Below are 18,389 nucleotides of genomic sequence, written 5' to 3' on the forward strand. Positions count from 1 at the left end.
ATGGACGGGCCGCTGAACCGGGCGGGCCGGCTGGTGCGCTGGTTCGTGCGGCCCTTTGCGGGCCAGGAACCCAGTTTCTACCGGGCCGTGACGGCGTGCCTGCTAGCGGCCGGCCTGTTCTGGCAGATGAATGCCCTGAACAAAACATACACCACCCGCGTGAATTGCCCGCTGGCTTGGCACTACGACTCGGCCCGCTACGTGCCCCTGCGGCCGCTGCCCACGGCGCTGCCGGTCACGGTCACGGGCCAGGGCTGGCGCCTGTTGCGTGCCAACATGGGCTGGGGCACCCGCCCCGCCGACCTGCGCCCCGTGCCGCTGCCCGGTACCCGCTACCTGCCGCCCGCCGCCTGGCGCCGCGGCCTACAAAACGCGCTGGAAGGCGTGCAAATAAACGAGTGGGCCGGCGATACCCTGCGGCTGACGTTTGACCGCTATGCCACGCGGCGCCTGCTCCTAGTCCCCGATTCGGGGCTAACCCAGGCCGTGCGCTTCGCGCCCGCCACCGTCAGCTTTCGCGGCCCGGCCAGCGTGGTCAACTCGCTGCCCAGCCCCTACCCCGTGGCCCTGCCCGACGGTTCGGGCACTACCGAAAACGTTGAAGTAGAGTTAGCTGCGCCGGCGCAGGTGCGGCCGTCCGTTTCCACTGTACGCATCAGCCGCTTGGTCAGCACCGGGCCGGCCGGGTCAGGCCGGCGTCGCGCAACCAAACACCTTAGCCACTAATCCATGCTGCGCATTGGCATCACCGGCGGCATTGGCTCGGGCAAGAGCATTGCCAGCCGCTTATTTCAGGCCCTAGGCGTGCCCACCTACGACGCCGACTCGCGCGCCCGCTGGCTGATGGAGAATGGTACCGAGCTGCGCCAGCAACTCACTGCCGCCTTCGGCCCCGACACCTACGACGCCACCGGCCGGCTCAACCGGCCGCTGCTGGCCGGCACCGTGTTCAGCAACCCTACGCTGCTGGCGCAGCTCAACGCGTTGGTGCACCCGCAGGTAGGCCTCGATTTTGAGGCCTGGGCCCAGGCCCAGGAGGCCGCCGGCCACCCCTACGTGCTCAAGGAAGCCGCCCTACTTTTCGAGGCCGGTTCTTACAAACAACTCGACCGCATCATCACGGTGTATGCGCCGCTGGCCGTGCGCGAGGCGCGGGTGCTGCGCCGCGACCCGCACCGCTCCCTGGCCGACGTGCAGGCCATCATGGCCAAGCAGCTCAGCGAGGAGGAAAAGATGCACCGCGCCGACTACGTGCTGACCAACGACGACGTGCAGCCCCTGCTGCCGCAGGTGCTGGCCCTGCACGCCGCCTTCAGCACGCCGCAGGGCACATAAAAAAGGCTGCCTCTTGCGAAACAGCCTCCTTCGGATAAAGCTAGCTCAGGCTACAACCGGCCCGAATAATCTTCCAGGGTATCAATTACTTTCAGCAACTGCGGCACTGCCAGCGAGTAATAAATCTTGGTGCCCACCTTGCTCGACTTCAGCACGCCCCGGTCTTTGAGGGTGATGAGGTGTTGCGAAGCAATGGCCTGGGGTAGGTCGAGGGCCTGGTAGATATCGGTAACGGACATCTGGCTGTCTTTGCCTTTGGTTTTGCCCAGCAGGTCAACAATGGCCAAACGTTTGGGATGCGAGAGAACCTTGAGCATAGCCGCGGCACGGTCCAACTGTTGCGCTTCAACACGCGAATGCAATGGTTTCATGAAGTCGATAAAAAGTGAAAGGAAAATGGAAGCGTAGAATAAGTGCAATACAGCGGTACTACTCAGGTAGTTCCTAAAGACTATGCAAAATAGGAAGAAATCGATTTATTTTCCTCTCCTATACTGCAGTATTTAGAGATTTTATTTCTCGAATGAATGCAATTCCATTTGGAAGCTTGGCTCCGGGCCGCCGCGTACCTTTACGGCCCTGTTTACAAAGACGCTTTTTTGCATTCAACCGATGCTTGACCTCCTCACAAAATTTGAAAATAAACGCCCCGAAATCGTATTCGAGTGGCAAGACGCCGAAACCGAAGCCGAAGGCTGGGTAGTCATCAACTCCCTGCGCGGGGGCGCGGCCGGCGGCGGCACCCGCATGCGCAAGGGCCTCGACAAGCGGGAGGTGGAAAGCCTGGCAAAAACGATGGAGGTCAAGTTCACGGTGTCGGGGCCGGCAATCGGCGGGGCGAAATCGGGCATCAACTTCGACCCGCAGGACCCGCGCAAGCGCGGGGTGTTGGAAAGATGGTACCGCGCCGTCATTCCGCTATTGAAAAACTACTACGGCACCGGTGGTGACCTTAACGTGGATGAGATACATGAGGTTATACCGATAACTGAAGAATACGGCCTGTGGCACCCGCAGGAGGGCGTGGTGAACGGCCACTACCGCGCCACCGAGCCCCAGAAAATTCAGAAGCTGGGCCAGCTCCGCCAAGGCGTGGTGAAGGTGGTGGAAGACGCCACGTTTTCGCCCGACCTGGCCCGCAAATACACCGTGGCCGACCTCATCACCGGCTACGGCGTGGCCGAGGCCGTGCGCCACTACTACCGCCTCTGGCCCGGCACCGAGTTGCGCGGGCAGCGCGCCATCATTCAGGGCTGGGGCAACGTGGGCGCGGCGGCGGCCTACTACCTGGCCGGCCAGGGCGTGCGCATCGTGGGCATCATCGACCGGGCCGGCGGCCTGCTGAGCACCGAGGGGCTGGGCCTGGAAGAAATCCGCGCCTTGCTGCTGGCCCGCAAAGGCAATGCCCTGACGGCTGAGAACCTACTCTCGTTTGCCGAAATCAACGAGCGGGTGTGGTCGGTGGGGGCCGATATTTTCATTCCCGCCGCGTCGTCGCGCCTCGTCACGCAGGCGCAGGTGGAGCAGTTGCTGGCCGGGGGCCTCAAGGTGATAAGCTGCGGCGCCAACGTGCCCTTCGCCGACCCGGAAATTTTCTTCGGGCCCACCGGCGTGTTTGCCGACGAGCGCGCGGCCGTCATCCCCGATTTCATTGCCAACTGCGGCATGGCCCGCGTGTTTGCCTACCTCATGGAAACCGGCGCCGAAATCACCGACCAAGCCATTTTTGCCGATACCTCGCGCATCATCGGGGCCGCGCTGGAGCGCACCCACGCCGAGAACGCACAAGCCACCGGCATCGCGCAGCGCTCGTTCGAGATGGCCCTGCGGCAGCTCGTGTAAGACCGTATTTTGAAGAAGAACAACCCAATAGGTCGGGCTTGCTCAGGCTTGGCACAAACGGCTGCAATCGTTTGTAGCGCGCCACAGGCTTTAGCAAGCCCGACATACTGCTCTTCTTCAAGCGCTAAAACGCCGGCAAGCGTGATTATTTGCTAACAAATCGATATCTTTGACGCCCTACTTTTGAGTCGCCCCGTTCCGGGGCGATTTTGTTTTGGTAGGTATTTCCACTTGCAATTATGTCTACACTGAAAAAACCCAAAACCAGCAAAACCAAAGCCGCCGACGAAATGCTGAACGCCGGCAGCGGCAAAACCATCAAGCAGCCCAACGTCAACGACGACAAGCTGACGTCCATCACGGAGATGCGCCAGAGCACGCACGGCGAAACCGCCATGGCCTTGGAAGACGAGCAGCGCCTGCGCAAAGCCTTCGTGGACAAGGACTGGAACGAAATCAAAATCGCCGACAGCTGGCAGATTTTCAAGGTGATGGCCGAGTTCGTGGAGGGCTTCGAGAAGATGTCCAAAATCGGCCCCTGCGTGAGCATCTTCGGCTCGGCCCGCACCAAGCCCGACAACCCGTACTACAAGCAGGCCGAGGAAATTGCGGCCAAGCTGGTGCGCCACGGCTACGGCGTCATCACGGGCGGCGGCCCCGGCATCATGGAAGCCGGCAACAAGGGCGCCCGCTCCGAGGGCGGCAAGTCGGTGGGCCTTAACATTGAGCTGCCCTTCGAGCAAACCCACAACATCTACATCGACCAGGACAAGTGCATCGATTTCGACTACTTCTTTGTGCGCAAGGTGATGTTTGTGAAGTACGCGCAGGCCTTCGTGGGCATGCCCGGCGGCTTCGGCACGCTGGATGAGCTGTTTGAGGCCATGACGCTGATTCAGACCAAGAAAATCAGCCGCTTCCCCATCGTGCTGGTGGGTTCGGCTTACTGGAACGGCCTGTTCCAGTGGGTGAAGGACGTGATGCTGCACGAAGAGCACAACATCTCGGCCGAAGACCTGAACCTGGTGCAGATTGTGGACGACGCCAGCGAAGCCGTGAAAATCATCGACGACTTCTACCACAAGTACCTGCTGTCGCCGAACTTCTAAACCAGCCCGGCAACCCGGTGGTTACCCAAAGCCGCTTCCGCTCGGAAGCGGCTTTTTTGTGGGTAGCTTTCGCCCTCGTTGCTGCGTTTCATATGTCCGTCTCTGCCGCCTCTTTCGATTACGATTATCTCATTGTGGGCGGCGGGGCAGCGGGCCTGAGCCTGGCTTACCACATAGCCCAAGAGCCGCGCCTGGCCCGCAAAAAAGTGCTACTCATCGAGCCCGAAGCCAAGGACCGGAACGACCGTACTTGGTCCTTCTGGGCCGATGCGCCAACGCTGTTTGATGGCATTGTGGCACACGAGTGGCGGCAAATTGCCTTCCGCAGCCCCGGCTTCGAGCGGGTATTGGACCTGGGCCGCTACCGCTACAAAACCATCAACGGGCTGGATTACTACCGCTTCGTGCGCCGGGCCCTGGCCGATAATCCGCAGTTCACTACAGTGCAGGGCATCGTAAATGGGCTTGAAGAAACGGCTGGCGGTGTGCGGGTTCGCAGCAATGCTGGAGACTTCACCGCGCGCTTTGCCTTCGACAGCCGCCCGCCGGACCTGGCCCGGCTGCGGCAGCCCGCGAAACACCGGTACCTGTTGCAGCACTTCGTGGGCTGGGAAATCGAAACCGACCACGAGGTGTTCAACCCCGACGTGGTGGAGTTTATGGACTTTCGCGGCGAGCAGCACCGCGAGGCCCGCTTCATCTATGTGCTGCCTTTTTCGGCGCGCAAAGCCTTGGTTGAGTACACGTTGTTTTCGGAAACGCCTTTGCCGAAGGAGGAATACGAGGCCGCTATTCGCGAATACCTGAGCACGACGCTGCAGCTGTCCGACTACCGCATCACGGCCGAAGAAGTGGGCGCCATTCCGATGACCGACCACCCGCTGCCGGCCCGTACCGGCCAACACATCCTCAACCTGGGCACCCGCGGCGGCCGGGCTAAGCCCAGCACCGGCTACGCGTTCAAGCGCATTCAGCAGCACTCGGCGCGGCTGGTGGCCGCACTGGCCGCCACCAGCCTGCCGCCCGCCGACCCCACCGGTGACCAGTGGCAATTCCACCTGTTCGACACGCTGCTGCTGGATATCATGCGCCGACGCGGCGAAACCACGCGCGACATTTTTCGGCAACTGTTCGAGCGCAACCCCGTGGAGCGCATCTTCCGATTCCTGGACGAAACGACGTCGTGGGCCGACAATTTTCGCATCATGAACTCAGTATCGCCGTGGCCCTTCATGCGGTCCATCGCGCAAGTGCTGCGGGGTCGGCCGGGCCGGCGGCAGTAACGAAATTCAGCGTTGCGGCGGCTGCTCTAGGCAGGCGCGGGCCGCCTGCACGGTGGCAGCCGAAATGGACCGGAGCTGCGGCTCCGCTTCTGACAGATTGAGCAGAAAGCCGGACAACTCGGGTAAATTATCCAGGTCGTGGGTGCTGCAAAGCACGGTTTTGCGCTGCACCGTGGCCCACTCATGCACTAAGCTGAATACCTGGCGGCGGTAATACACGTCAAGCTGCTGGGTGGGCTCATCGAGCAAATACACATCCGCGTCCTGCAGGCTGAGCTGGGCCAGCCATACCAGTTGCTGCTCCCCGCCCGAGAGTTGGGTGAAGTCGCGCGCGGCTAGGTGCGCCATGCCCACTCGGGCCAGCGCGGCATCGGCCAGCGCATAATCGGCCGTGGAATAAGCGCTTAGCAGGCCGTGGTGGCGGTAGCGGCCCATCACCACCAGCTCACGCACGCCGATGGAGAAATCGACACTGCCGCGTTGGGGAAGATACCCCAACAAGCCCGCAGCTGCAGCGCGCCGCAATTCGCGCACCTCCTGCCCCAGTAGCTGTACGCTGCCCTGGTAAGCCAATTGGCCCATGAGCACCCGGAACAGCGTGGTTTTGCCGCTGCCGTTGTGGCCCACCACGGCCACGAACGCGGGCTCGGGCAGCCACAAAAAAAGGTTGCGGACCAGTACCCTTCCGGGGTAGCCCGCAACCAGATTTTCAATCTTGATTTGCTGATTTACTGATTTGTTGATTTGCTGATTGACAGAAGCCAACGACTGCTCGGTAGAATTCATACACCCCCACCAAGCACATCAACACATCACAGAATCAGCAAATTAATATTCGTCCTCGTTGAACATGAAGTCCTCCTTGGTGGGGTAGTCGGGCCACACTTCCTCGATGTTTTCGTAGGGCTGGCCGTCGTCTTCCAGGGCCTGGAGGTTTTCCACCACTTCCATGGGCGCACCCGAGCGGATGGAGAAGTCAATCAGTTCGTCTTTGGTGGCGGGCCAGGGGGCATCTTCCAGGTAAGAAGCCAGTTCGAGTGTCCAATACATAGGGAGGCGGATAAAAAAAGGTGGGCGAAGGTAACTATTTCCGGGCAAGATACAAGCCCGAAACGGCGGCATTGCGGCAGTCTTTTCGGCAACGCAAAATGCGGCCCAAAGTTTTAGCCGGCGGCCTGGGCTTGCTGGCTAAATAGGGCAATCAGGTCGTTTTTCGTGCGGATTTTGCGCTCAAACGACCGGATTTTGGTTTGCAGCATTTGCCGGAACGAGTCGTTGGCGGCGCTGGGACTCAGCTTGTCGAGGTTATCGCGCAGCGTGGCCAGCTCGGCCTGGTCGTCTTTGAGCAGCTCGCGCAGGGTGCTGGCGCGGTAGCGGGCGCGCTCGGCCGGGGCCGTGGGCACGGCCTCGGTGGCGGCACGCTTGCGTAAGTGGTACTCCAGGGCGCTGAGCTCGAAAATCTTATCGCAGGCCACCATGAAGCGCTGCCAGATGCGGTCCGACTCTTCGCCGCGCACGGTGCCCACCTGCTTCCATTCGGCCTGCAGGGCTTTGGCCTGATGAATGGCTTCCTGGGGCGGCACGGCCATGAGGGCTTCGGCGCGCTCGGCGAGGGCACGCTTGCGGGCCAGCAGCTGCTCGGGCGTGGCGGCGGCGCCGGTGCCGGCGGCCTGCTGCGCCGCAATGTGCGCTTTGAGGCGCTCGAAGAAGTGGTTGTTGGCCGCCCGGAAGCGCGTCCAGAGCTCGGAGGCCTGTTTTTTGGGCAAGCTGCCGTTCACTTCGCGCCAAGCCTGCTGCAACTGCTTGAGCTGACGCGAGGTGGTTTCGAACTGGTCGGAATTCTTAAGGTTTTCGGCCTGCTGAATCAGGTCGCGGTAGCGGTTTTGCACGCGCGCCACCATGGCCTTTTTATCGGATTGGAAGGCCTTGCGACGGTCGAAAAACTCCTGAATGGCGGCCTGAAACCGCGTTTCCAGCTCGTCAGTCATGGCCTTGTCGACGGGGCCGGTTTTGAGCCAACCCTGGCGCAGGTCCTTCACCTTTTCGCTGGCCGACACCCACTCCACGCTGTCGCGCAGGGCCTCGGCCTCCTGGATGAAGCCGAGCTTGGTGGCCAGGTTTTTCTCGCGGTTTTGAGCCACTGTTACGGCGATGGCTTCTTCGGCCTCGGTGAGGCGGCGGTGCAGGTTAGCAAAGTCGCCCAGGCCGTCGTAGGTCAGCAGCTGCTCCTTCAGGTGCAGGGCCTTCATCAGGAAGGAGCCTTTGTTGTCGCTGGCCTCCATTTTCACGAGCAGCGAATCTACTTTTGCCCGCAGGGATTCAAAGCGTTGGGCAAAATACAGGAGGGCGGCTTCGTCGGTTTCCTTGACCAGGCCTATCTGGCGGGCGGGCTGGGCAAGCACGGGGCGCAGCCACACGCCGCCGGCTTCCACGTAGCCGTAGCGCTGGGCTTCGGCCAGCAAGTGGTCGGTTGGTTCCATACTAATGTGTAAGCTCGTGGGTAGGAGTGCGGAATGCGGGGCAGAGCGGTGAAAACGGGTGAAGTGGCTGAAAAATGGATTGGGAAGGGAATACAAGTTTACGGTAAAAAGGTGATGTAATGATGTAGCCGCGGGGAAACGTGCCCAAAACCGGGTCTGACGCTCGGGAACCACCGACGCACGGCCTCGAAAACCCGACGACCGGCGCATGGCCCACTAGCCGCGGTTGCCGTTCTTTGCGCTTGCAATTCGTCCATCAGCCCTTCCCGACTCCCCATGAGCGACCAGACCATCATCTTCAGCATGGCCGGCGTGAGTAAGATTTACCCGCCCCAGAAGCAAGTTCTCAAAAACATCTACCTCTCGTTTTTCTACGGTGCCAAGATTGGCGTGCTGGGTTTGAACGGCTCGGGCAAGTCGAGCCTGTTGAAAATCATTGCCGGCGTCGACAAGCAGTTTCAGGGCGAAGTCGTGTTTTCGCCCGGTTACTCGGTGGGCTACCTGGAGCAGGAACCCCAACTCGACCCCACCAAAACCGTGCGCGAGGTGGTGGAAGAAGGCGTGGCCGAAACCGTGGCCCTGCTGAAGGAATTCGATGAAATCAACGAGGCCTTTGGGGCCGAGGACGCCGACTTCGACAAACTGCTGGACCGCCAGGGCAAGGTGCAGGAGCGGCTGGACCAGCTCGACGCTTGGAACCTGGACTCGAAGTTGGAGCGCGCCATGGATGCCCTGCGCACGCCGCCCGAAGAAGCCATTATTGGCAATCTCTCGGGCGGGGAGAAGCGCCGCGTGGCGCTGTGCCGCCTGCTGCTGCAGGAACCGGATGTATTGCTGCTGGACGAGCCCACCAACCACCTCGACGCCGAAAGCGTGTACTGGCTGGAGCAGCACCTGCAGCAGTACAAAGGAACCGTGATTGCCGTGACCCACGACCGGTACTTCCTCGACAACGTGGCCGGCTGGATTCTGGAGCTGGACCGCGGCTCGGGCATTCCGTGGAAGGGCAACTACTCGTCGTGGCTGGAGCAAAAAACCGCCCGCCTGGCCCAGGAAGAAAATCAGGAAAGCAAGCGCGCCAAAACCCTGCAGCGCGAGCTGGACTGGGTGCGCATGTCGCCCAAAGCCCGCCAGAGCAAAGGCAAGGCCCGCCTGGCCAACTACGACAAGCTGGCCAGCGAAGAAGCCAAGGACAAGGAGCAAAAGCTGGAGCTGTTCATCCCGGACGGCCCGCGTCTGGGCGCGCAGGTTATCGAAGCCGAGGGAATCACCAAGGCCTTTGGCGACAAGCTGCTGTTCCAGAACCTGAGCTTCTCGCTGCCGCAGGGAGGCATCGTGGGCATCATCGGGCCGAACGGCGCGGGCAAAACCACGCTCTTCCGCCTCATCACCGAGCAGATGCAGCCCGACGCGGGCACCTTCCTAGTGGGCCCCACGGTGCAAACGGCCTACATCGACCAGCAGCACGACACGCTGGACCCCGCCAAGAGCGTATTTGACGCCATCACGGGCGGCACCGAAACCATGCTGCTGGCCGGCCGGCCGGTGAACTCCCGCGCCTACGTGAGCAAGTTCAACTTCGGTGGCGGCGACCAAGAGAAGAAGGTGGCCATGCTCTCCGGCGGCGAAAAAAACCGCGTGCACCTGGCCATGACGCTCAAGCAGGGCGCCAACCTGCTGCTGCTCGACGAGCCCACCAACGACCTGGACGTGAACGCCATCCGGGCCCTGGAAGACGCGCTGGAAAACTTTGCCGGCTGCGCCGTCATCATCAGCCACGACCGGTGGTTCCTCGACCGGCTGGCCACGCACATCCTCGCCTTCGAGGGCGACTCGGAAGTGGTGTGGTTTGAAGGCAACTTCACGGACTACGAAGAAGCCAAGCGCAAGCGCCTGGGCGACGTGGAGCCGAAGCGCGTGCGGTACAAGAAGTTGGGGTAGTTAGTATTCCTACATTAGCAACAGCATTGTCAAAACGGCCCGCCGGAATTGCTTCCGGCGGGCCGTTCCGATTAATTGAATACAGGCTTTCCAATGTGGCTAACACATGTTTTAGCGCGACGCAGCACCGCTGGCGGCGCCGGAACCTAAGGCAGCGAACAACTTGGCGGCAGCCCTTAAGTCGAGACTAACCCCTACATACCAATCAGACTGGGTTTCGGTACGCGTAGGAACTGTACTTACGCCGGCTGGCAACACGGACCCAATACCTAGTCCCGAACTGGGGTCTACCACCGTAACGCGGCCAACATGACAACCGGCTGTTAGGTAGAATAAGCTGCCGAAGACGTCGTAGGTAGCCCCCACGTAGGCATTTTTGAGGGTATTTTCGACCGATAACCCGAAAGTGGGGTAGAGGCGCTGGTACAACGGAACGCCCGTTCTCCGCTTTTCGACGTCGCGGCGCCCCCAGATGTAATGAGTATAAGAGAAAACGTAGTGCAATTGGGGGGCTTGTTCGGTCACCGTGATGACGTTGTCGGCGCCTTTGGCTACAGTGCCAAACGAGCGGTCCGTTAGCCAAGAGCAAACCGGACCAAAAGAAAGCGCGCCCTGGTAGAGCGGGTGAACGCCGAAATCAAAGTCGCTGAGCGGAGTGCTGACGCCGTTGGTGCCCAACCGCGACAATTGCACCTGCCCCCTGCCCGGCGCGAAATCAGCCAATTCAACCCTAGCCAACCCGCAGTCGGACACTTTGGCCGCCTTCCTGATAAAGGCATCGGTGTTCGTGCCTTCGCCGACCACCCGGTACACGCCCACATCCCGGAAAGCGGACTTGCGTTGCACCAACAGCTTATCTAATTCGGTCCGCGGCCCGCGCACTACTATCACAATTTTATCATCCTCGTCTATCACGTCGCCCGGGCGATACAACACATTGCCGGTGTGTGACACAATAAAGGTAGCCGTGTTGTTCGCGTCATCGTACAGCGCTTTTGCGAAAGCCACTTTCTCCGCATCGGTAGCCGGGTCGCCGGCGGCCACGTCGCAGTCCGCTCCTCCTGTTTCGGGAGGAGCAACGTTTATTTCTACGGATGCTTTTGCATCCGTTGGTGTTCCGTTATCGAAAAATAGTAAAGTGGCCTGACGGGCAGGCATTGGGTCTATGGTGGCTCCGCTCAACTCAAACCGCGCCGTAGCGCCAGTGGCACCGCTCGCTGGAGCCAACTGAACCACCATGGGGGAGCCACCTCCCGCCGGTGCACTGCCTTTTAATTGCGCCGTGAGTTTATCGCAATTCAGCCCCTCGCAGGTTACTTCCAGCACCTGCTTGTCGGTGTTGCCTATTTTGTTACGCGCCGGGTCAAAGCCTGCGTTGTTCAGGAACTTGTAGCTATCCCCCGTTTTCTTAATGGTTGTTTTCCATACCACCTGCGCCTTTACCGGGCTTGCGCCAACCAAAAGAGGGGCCAAGCACAGGAAAATCTTGTACGTTTTTTTCATAGTAAAAGCCAGAATTAATGAGTTGGTATCTGACACGCAAGCCGGTCGAGGACTAAGCTGATGGGCGTAAAAACCTGCAAATCGGAACCGTCGCTGCCCCCACTAAAAGCCCCAGAACCAAGTTTTGCCGGTCAAGTATGACTGCCCCCGAATCGCCTGGGCTGGCCTGAATGCGCACCACAATTGCATCAATTAGGTCTTCCTGGGGCAGGTAGTTGTGCAGCGACTGTATCATTCCGAGCTGGTACCCCGACACAGCCCCGTACATCCACACGGGCATGCCCCGGTCACTGTCTACTACGGGTCGCCAACCATTAACCCGGCCGATTTCCGGGATGTAGTCAATCATGGTATCCGGGTCGGCTACTTCGATGGCGGCAGCATCGGTTTCGTGCATGGTTCCGCGCAGAAACCGGCCCACCAGTACCGAAGTACTGGTTTGGGGCCATGGCGCAAACAGCTCTAGTCCCGGAGGGGTGTCATCCCCCACCACATGTTGAGCCGTTAGGGCAACCATGCTGGCCGAGGCGTTGTCTTGGGCCAATACGCCCAACGTGCCTCGGCTATTGCCTTGCCCTAGGCTGCTGCCGCCACTGGTGTTGCGTCGAAACTTGCCAAACTCCACTACGTCAACGCCCACCGCGTCACCATTTGCAGCGCGCAATGTGGTGGGTATCGCCAGCCGGCTGCCCAGTTCCGCATCCATGAGTTTGCGTTCCACATATACCGTGATTGTTTTTTCCGCCTGCCAAATACCGGACTTTACCCGGTGTCCCAAGCCAATACCTATCACGCCCGGCCAGTTCGTCAACGTTTCCTGATGCTCGACCAGAACACGGTCCAGACGCGCCCATTCTCGGTTCTGCAGCCTTTTTTTCGGATGGCCTGTAGTGCGCCGGGCCAGTTGCATTCGCCCGGCTTCACTCAATTGCCGCGCATAGTCCACGGCTTGTGCTGCTTCAAGTGCCGAACCGATTTGTGCACGCACTGCTTGGGTACCTGCTTCAATAAAGGTTTGAGCTAATGCCGTCAACTCCGTTGGCGCCAGTTTTTTACGCAAGCTTTTCGCCAACCTTTCAATCATGCGATCTATTGAAGGAGTTTCCATCATTAACCAGTTGGTTTTCAGTTTGCAGATTTAGTAAAGCACTGCCACTAATCCGGCCCGCAGCGGCAATTAGCGCACGGCCCCGCTCCAGCAAAAGAGCCCGCCGGGGCTGAGCTCGTACCAGTCGTCGTTGCCGCTCACGGCTTCGCCCACCACGCGGCCCTGCACCGCCAGCACCGCCCCGGCCGGCACCTGCCGGGCCACCGGCGCGCGTCGAAACGGTTCGCCCTGCCGGATGTTGACCAGGCCCTGGGCGGCTACGCTGCTGGGCAGCGGCGGCAAGCCGGGCAGCGTCCCGCCAATGCTCTGAAAGATGGCCGTGACGTCGGCCAACAGCTGCGGAAACGTGCGGCGGCTATGCGACAAGCCCGCCACCGGGTCGAACTTTCGGCCGGGGTCGAGAAAGCAATGGCCGGTGATGTCGCGCCGCGGGTCGAGCTGAAAATGGACGCAGAGGTAGGCCAGCAGCCACACGTAGCGCCGGTAGGCTTCGTCGGCATTGATGGCCCCGCCGTAGCAATACTCCACCCCAATGGCCGCATCGTTGGAGTTACAGCCGTAGAGGATGTTGTCTTCGCGCCGGTCGTACAGCACATGCCAGGCTTTTTCGGGCGGGGCCGTGAGGGCCGGCACGCACTCCAGAATCTGGTGGTCGTCGACGAATAAATGGGCCGAAGCGGGTGGCTTAATCAGGTAGGTGTCGCGGTAGTAGCGCACATTGCCGGCAGCCGTCGAGCCCGGATTACCGGTGTCGTGGGCCACCAGAAAGCGCGCCCGCAACGGGTCGGGGCCGGGAGCCGTGAGGGCGAAGCCACGACGGCGGGTGCCTAAGGGCAGGTAAGCGGGCAAAATGTCAAATTCGCGGTCGGGGTACTGTTTCATAACTCATCGTAAAAAATGGAGCAGCAACAGGTTTAGCCCATGGCCAGGCTGGCATCGGGGGCGCCGCCTAGGGTGCCGACGGGGGGTTGGGCTTCGTTGTCGTCGCCCTCGTCGTCGCGGCGGGTGGGGGTGCCATCGGGTAGCACCGTCGGCGCGGGTGCGGCAGGCGCCGGGGAAGCGCCCGGGGCCAGGCCGCCGTTAGCAGACGTGCCAGAGGAGCTGGCGCTGGCAGGAGTCACGTTCACGATGGTGGTGGCTCCGCCCGAACCCGCCAACGTGCGCTGCACCACCGGTCCCGCACCCACCGGTGCCCCCGGAACGCCGGCCACCTCTTTGGCCGCAGCTGCGTCGGGCGACGCAGGTTTGCTTTCCTGGTATTTGCCAAACAAAAACCCGGTCGTGCTGATGGAAATCAACCCCAGCAGGCCCTCGTCCAGGGGGGGTATGTTCCACAGCCGCCACACGTGCCGCACGAAGTACAGCCCCACCAGTAAGTTGAACAGCAGGAATTGGATGCGCGCGATGCTAAAGCGGTTTTGCTCGGCCAGGATGTCGCGCCAAAAGCCCTTGCTCACGTCGTTCACGCTGGGCCCTTCGGCGCTGGCGTTCACCTGGTCGCTGGTGATGCCGCGGCTGAACAGGTTGCCGCCCAGGCTGATGCCCAGCAGCCCCAGCAGGCTCACGGGAATGGCCGCCAGCTCACCGGTCACGAGGTAGCACAACAGGTAAGCACTGAGAATGAGGAACGTCCAGAACACCAACTGCACTTTGCTGAGGCTGAACGGCACCGATTCGTATTGCTTGCCAATCATGTCGGTACGGTCCATATCCTGGTCGTTCAGGTTGCCGCGGAGGATGTCGCTTCGCACCAGGTTGCTGTGCCAGCACAGGTAAAGCAACACGGCCAGCAGCGCACCCACCAGAAAAAGGCCCAGGTTGAGTTCGTTGCGGCGCACCAGCTCCAGGTAGATGTTGTGGTCCTGCGGAAAGGCTTCGCCCAATTGACCGTTTTCGAACCCGATGCCAATGTGGGCCTTGTGGTCCAGCTTGCTCCGCACCCGGTAAAAAAGCTGCCAGATGGGCTCAGTACTAGGGTTGCGGAGCAATAAGAAGCGTACCCTGGCCGTATCGGCGCGGTTGAGCAGGTCCACGGCTTCCGGCGCCATTGGAAAGCCTACACCGTCGATAAACAGCCGCAGCTCGGTGGGTTTGCGCTTGTATGTATCCAGGGCTTTGGCCAGGCCGCGCACGCGCAGCACCACGTGGTCGCCCAGCTGCAGGCTGTCGCGGCGCTTGCTGGAAAGATTGTAAACGTCCGTTATCTGTACCGGGGAGGTGGTAGCGTCGGCGCCCGCCGTCTTCGCGGCCGCCGCTGCCCCAGGGGCCGCCATGCCGGCTTTGGCTTGCTTGGCAGAGTCGGCCGCCGACATTTGAGCCGCGGCTTCCCGCATTCCCGAAACGAACAGCAAAAGGATGCAGAGCAAGAAACGAGGAGCGCGCATAACCAGAGCGTTAAGAATCAGACGATGAGGAAGCTGCTTTCGCGAAAAAGCATTTCCACCGAAGCATCAAGGGCGGCCAGGGCATATTGCCAAACCATCTTTTTGATACCCGTAAAACTCGCCTTTCTACAGCGCCTTATGCATCAGTGCCATCACTGAAGTTTCACGCCACCCAGCCCTCCCGCACGGCCCTTGCCGCCAGCCCCACCAGCGTGCGGGTGCCGGCCTTCTGCAGCAGGTTGCGCCGGTGGGTTTCCACCGTGCGCACGTTGATAAACAGCCGGTTGGCAATTTCTTCGTTGCAGCAATCGGCCACCACCAAGCGTAGCACCTCCATCTCGCGGCGGCTGAACCGCCCGGTAATGGCGTAGGCCGGCACCATGCGCGCTGCGGGCGCGGCGTTGCCAGGCAGTGCCGCCAGCCACGGCGAAATGGCGGCCGCCAGTGCGTGCGGCGGCACATGGCTGGGCACAAACAAACAGGCATCGGAGTCGGCGTGCAAGGGCGCCTCGTGGGCCAAGGTGCGCGCATCGGCCAGCACCAGCAGGCGTTGCGAAGGGCGGGCCTGGCGCAGGCGGTTGAGGACGCGGGGCAGATTCAGCAGACCCGGCAATGCGCCTTCCAGCACCAGCAGGCTATAGAAATGATGGGTGGCCAGTTCTTCTGCCTGGGAGGCATCGGCAGTGAGGGTAATGGCCAACTCGGGGCATTGCTCGCGCAACACGGCTAACAAGCCTTGCCGAAACAGTGTGGGAGCGGCCGCAACCAAGGCCGTTGGGGTAGAAACAGGCATGATGCTGGCAGAAAAGAAGGTTTCCGCCCCGGTGCTACTGCGCAAGGCAGCGTGGGCCCGAGCAGCAACAGGAAGGGCGCCGCAAAGTATAAATTATAATTGAATTATCAATAATATAAATTCTATATGCTTTGCTTTATCCGTATAACCTCGGCTGTGACTGAGCTTGCTGACCGTTAACCAACAAGCGCGAAAAAGCCGCTGCTCCAGTTAAGGAACAACGGCTTTCCGACATTAGCTAAGCGGCGGCTTAATTGCGCCGACTACCGCTCATAAAAATGCTGACGTAGTACAGCAGCGTGGCCAGCGAGCTAATGGCGGCCACCACGTAGGTCATGGCCGCCCACCAAAGGGCGTCCTTGGCCATGGCGTGCTCCTGCACCGTCACCACGCCGCGCTGGTCCATCCAGGCCAAGGCCCGGCGCGAAGCGTCAAACTCGACGGGCAGCGTCACGAACGAAAACAGCGTGGTGAGCGAAAACAGCGCAATGCCCACGCCCAGCGGAATCACCGAACGGTTAATCATGAACACGCCGGCGAGCAAAATCCACGGCATCCAGGTTGACACCGCGCTTAGGGCCGGCACCATGGCCGAGCGGAATTGCAGCATGGAATAGGCCGTGGCGTGCTGCACGGCGTGGCCGCATTCGTGGGCCGCAATGGCGGCCGCGGCGGCGCTGCGCTCGGCGTACACGCCCTCGCTCAGGTTCACGGTTTTGTCGGTGGGGTTGTAGTGGTCGGTGAGGCGGCCTTCGGTGCTGATGATGCGCACGTCGGTGATGCCGTGGTCGGCCAGCATCAGCTCGGCAATTTGCGCGCCCGTCAAATTGGCACGCAGGCCCACCTGGGCGTATTGCTTGAACTTGCTGCGGAGGCGCCACTGGATGCCCCAACTAACCAGCATCAGCAGAATCAACAGGAAATACATGGCGAAAAAGAAAAGTGGTGAAACAAGCTAGGTGGACTGCAAAATGCGCTCCACGATGCGAGAGGTGCTGTAGCCCTGCACTAATGGCACGGTCAGCACCTGCCCGCCCCGGTTCAACACCAGCTCGTGCCCCACAATTCCGTCGATGGCGTAGTCGTCGCCCTTCACCAGCACGTCGGGCTGCACCAGCTCAATGAGGGCCAGCGGCGTGGGCTCGCCAAACAGCACCACTGCATCCACAAAGGCCAGTGAGGCCAGAATACGGGCCCGCGCGTGCTCGTCCTGAATGGGCCGGCCGGGCTTGAGGGCGCCCACCGAGGCGTCGGTGTTCAGGCCCACCACCAGGGCGTCACCGAGGTGCCGGGCCTGCTCCAGGTAGTCCACGTGGCCCAAGTGCAGCAGGTCGAAGCAGCCGTTGGTGAACACCACTTTGCGGCCTGCCGCGCGCCAGGCCGCCACTGTAGCCGGTAGCTGTTCACGCGTCTGGATTTTGTCTTTGGTCCACATGCCGTAAATGAGTGAGTTAGTAAATGAGTAAATGGGCGAATGTCGAAGCGGCGTAATATGATTTACGCACTTACTCAATTTACCAGCTTACTCGCTCGTAAGCGGCTCGTCGGCAATGGCCTCGGCCTCGGTGAGCAGGCGTCCCTTGTCGGCGGCGGCCACGGCCACGAAGCTGATGCCGCCCATGAGCACCACCAGCAACGTTTGGGCCCCGTGCACCACCAGCGCATACGCAATGCCGGCCTCCTTGCTGATGCCGTACACAATCAGCACGCCCTGCACCAGCACGTGGAAGGGCCCGATGCCGCCGGCCACCGGCGCCGCCATGCCAAATGCCCCAAACGTGAGCACGGCCAGGCCAGCGCGCATGTCGAGGTTGTAGGTTTCCGGAAAGCAGAAAAACGCCAGGTAATCCATGAGGTAGTACACGCTCCAGGTGAAGAGCGTGTGGAAAATGAACAGCCACTTGTTTTCCAGCTTCAGCACGCTAAACACGCCGGCCAGCAGCCCTTTCACAAACAGCACCGCCTTGTTGAAAAACGCGTTCTGGCGCAGCCGTTCTAGGTTGCGAAACAGCGCGAAGCCGGCCACCAGCAGCAGAATGCCGCCCACAAAAGCCGCAATGATGAGCGGCAGCGGGTTGCGGGCCAGGGTCTCGTAGCGCCCGCCCAGGATTTCCACCGTCACAAACCGCCAGAACGTCTGGAAATCCAGCAGCAGCAAGGTGCTGAGCAGGCCCAGCAGCACCAGCACGTCAATCACCCGCTCGGTCACCACCGTGCCGATGGCCACTTGCACCGGCACGCCGCTCGTGCGCCGCAGCACCGAGCAGCGGATGACCTCGCCCATGCGCGGCAGCACCAGGTTGGCCAGGTAGCCCACCATCATGGCGTGGTACACGGGCCAGTAGCCCGCCGGCGTCTGCGAGGCCTTGAGCTGCATCTGCCAGCGGTAGGCCCGGCTGAAGTAGCCCAACGTGGAAAGCGTAAGCGTAATGGCCAGCCAGAAATAGTTGGCCGTGGCGATGTAGTGCCCGATGCGCGACAAGTCCTGCCCCCGCACGGCGTACCACATCAGCGCGCCCGAAATGCTCAGCAGCAGGACGTATTTGAGAATGTTTAAGAGCTTTTTCAATAGAAGACCGGAATAGCTGCGGGCGCAAACGAGGAACAAAAA

General features: G+C 61.0%; 18 protein-coding genes. 6 read left to right on the forward strand and 12 right to left on the reverse strand.

Annotation, left to right across the window (positions count from 1 at the left end; translation table 11 throughout):
- Together MUN81_RS00630 and coaE are read left to right on the forward strand one after the other, a co-directional pair.
- Positions 1-726: a hypothetical protein gene (locus tag MUN81_RS00630; protein ID WP_245114477.1), complete on the forward strand. Its 726-nt coding sequence runs from the start codon at positions 1-3 to the stop codon at positions 724-726.
- A 3-nt stretch (positions 727-729) separates the two neighbouring features.
- The gene (gene coaE / locus MUN81_RS00635) at positions 730-1,335 is read left to right on the forward strand and encodes a dephospho-CoA kinase (protein WP_245114478.1); all 606 of its coding nucleotides are present in this window, start codon (positions 730-732) and stop codon (positions 1,333-1,335) included.
- A 50-nt stretch (positions 1,336-1,385) separates the two neighbouring features.
- Here the strand turns inward: coaE and MUN81_RS00640 are convergent, their stop codons facing one another.
- Positions 1,386-1,706 carry a metalloregulator ArsR/SmtB family transcription factor gene (locus MUN81_RS00640; RefSeq protein WP_190926467.1) on the reverse strand — a complete coding sequence of 107 codons (321 nt, stop codon included), beginning with the start codon at positions 1,704-1,706 and terminating at the stop codon, positions 1,386-1,388.
- A 241-nt stretch (positions 1,707-1,947) separates the two neighbouring features.
- Here MUN81_RS00640 and MUN81_RS00645 point away from each other — a divergent pair, with 241 nt between their 5' ends.
- From MUN81_RS00645 to MUN81_RS00655, 3 genes are all read left to right on the forward strand, one after another.
- A complete protein-coding gene (locus tag MUN81_RS00645; RefSeq protein ID WP_245114479.1) occupies positions 1,948-3,177 on the forward strand; it encodes a Glu/Leu/Phe/Val dehydrogenase dimerization domain-containing protein in 1,230 nt (409 codons plus the stop codon).
- Between the two features lie 365 nt (positions 3,178-3,542).
- Positions 3,543-4,286 (forward strand): TIGR00730 family Rossman fold protein, encoded by a 744-nt coding sequence (locus tag MUN81_RS00650; protein ID WP_245117439.1) that lies wholly within the window; start codon positions 3,543-3,545, stop codon positions 4,284-4,286.
- A 92-nt stretch (positions 4,287-4,378) separates the two neighbouring features.
- Positions 4,379-5,569, forward strand: a complete 1,191-nt coding sequence (locus tag MUN81_RS00655) for a lycopene cyclase family protein (protein WP_245114480.1) — start codon at positions 4,379-4,381, stop codon at positions 5,567-5,569.
- A gap of 6 nt (positions 5,570-5,575) precedes the next feature.
- Here MUN81_RS00655 and MUN81_RS00660 read toward each other — a convergent pair whose 3' ends face one another.
- The 3 genes from MUN81_RS00660 to MUN81_RS00670 all read right to left on the reverse strand — a co-directional run bounded on the left by MUN81_RS00660 (position 5,576) and on the right by MUN81_RS00670 (position 8,049).
- A complete protein-coding gene (locus MUN81_RS00660) occupies positions 5,576-6,355 on the reverse strand; it encodes an ABC transporter ATP-binding protein (RefSeq protein WP_245114481.1) in 780 nt (259 codons plus the stop codon).
- Positions 6,356-6,397: 42 nt separating this feature from the next.
- A complete protein-coding gene (locus MUN81_RS00665) occupies positions 6,398-6,619 on the reverse strand; it encodes a DUF2795 domain-containing protein (RefSeq protein ID WP_035561220.1) in 222 nt (73 codons plus the stop codon).
- Positions 6,620-6,732: 113 nt separating this feature from the next.
- Complete coding sequence (locus tag MUN81_RS00670; protein ID WP_245114482.1) at positions 6,733-8,049, reverse strand: DUF349 domain-containing protein; 1,317 nt, start codon at positions 8,047-8,049, stop codon at positions 6,733-6,735.
- A 276-nt stretch (positions 8,050-8,325) separates the two neighbouring features.
- On the opposite strand from MUN81_RS00670, the gene ettA reads away from it, so the two are divergent.
- Entirely contained in the window at positions 8,326-9,990 is a 1,665-nt protein-coding gene (gene ettA / locus MUN81_RS00675) for an energy-dependent translational throttle protein EttA (RefSeq protein WP_245114483.1), read from the forward strand.
- A 111-nt stretch (positions 9,991-10,101) separates the two neighbouring features.
- Here the strand turns inward: ettA and MUN81_RS00680 are convergent, their stop codons facing one another.
- The 8 genes from MUN81_RS00680 to MUN81_RS00715 form a co-directional block, all read right to left on the reverse strand.
- A complete protein-coding gene (locus MUN81_RS00680; protein WP_245114484.1) occupies positions 10,102-11,529 on the reverse strand; it encodes a hypothetical protein in 1,428 nt (475 codons plus the stop codon).
- Between the two features lie 16 nt (positions 11,530-11,545).
- Complete coding sequence (locus MUN81_RS00685) at positions 11,546-12,577, reverse strand: S1 family peptidase (RefSeq protein WP_245114485.1); 1,032 nt, start codon at positions 12,575-12,577, stop codon at positions 11,546-11,548.
- A 93-nt stretch (positions 12,578-12,670) separates the two neighbouring features.
- On the reverse strand, positions 12,671-13,483 hold the full coding sequence (locus MUN81_RS00690) for a peptidoglycan recognition family protein (RefSeq protein WP_245114486.1): 813 nt from the start codon (positions 13,481-13,483) through the stop codon (positions 12,671-12,673).
- Positions 13,484-13,515: 32 nt separating this feature from the next.
- The gene (locus tag MUN81_RS00695; protein WP_245114487.1) at positions 13,516-14,985 is read right to left on the reverse strand and encodes a hypothetical protein; all 1,470 of its coding nucleotides are present in this window, start codon (positions 14,983-14,985) and stop codon (positions 13,516-13,518) included.
- A gap of 163 nt (positions 14,986-15,148) precedes the next feature.
- The gene (locus MUN81_RS00700; RefSeq protein ID WP_245114488.1) at positions 15,149-15,778 is read right to left on the reverse strand and encodes a response regulator transcription factor; all 630 of its coding nucleotides are present in this window, start codon (positions 15,776-15,778) and stop codon (positions 15,149-15,151) included.
- 250 nt (positions 15,779-16,028) lie between these two features.
- Positions 16,029-16,706 (reverse strand): zinc metallopeptidase, encoded by a 678-nt coding sequence (locus MUN81_RS00705; RefSeq protein WP_245114489.1) that lies wholly within the window; start codon positions 16,704-16,706, stop codon positions 16,029-16,031.
- 27 nt (positions 16,707-16,733) lie between these two features.
- Positions 16,734-17,213, reverse strand: a complete 480-nt coding sequence (gene rfaE2 / locus MUN81_RS00710; protein WP_245114490.1) for a D-glycero-beta-D-manno-heptose 1-phosphate adenylyltransferase — start codon at positions 17,211-17,213, stop codon at positions 16,734-16,736.
- Between the two features lie 87 nt (positions 17,214-17,300).
- Positions 17,301-18,347, reverse strand: a complete 1,047-nt coding sequence (locus MUN81_RS00715) for a lysylphosphatidylglycerol synthase transmembrane domain-containing protein (protein ID WP_245114491.1) — start codon at positions 18,345-18,347, stop codon at positions 17,301-17,303.
- Positions 18,348-18,389: the final 42 nt, after the last annotated feature.

Source organism: Hymenobacter sp. 5317J-9 (genome assembly GCF_022921075.1).
Lineage (GTDB): Bacteria > Bacteroidota > Bacteroidia > Cytophagales > Hymenobacteraceae > Hymenobacter.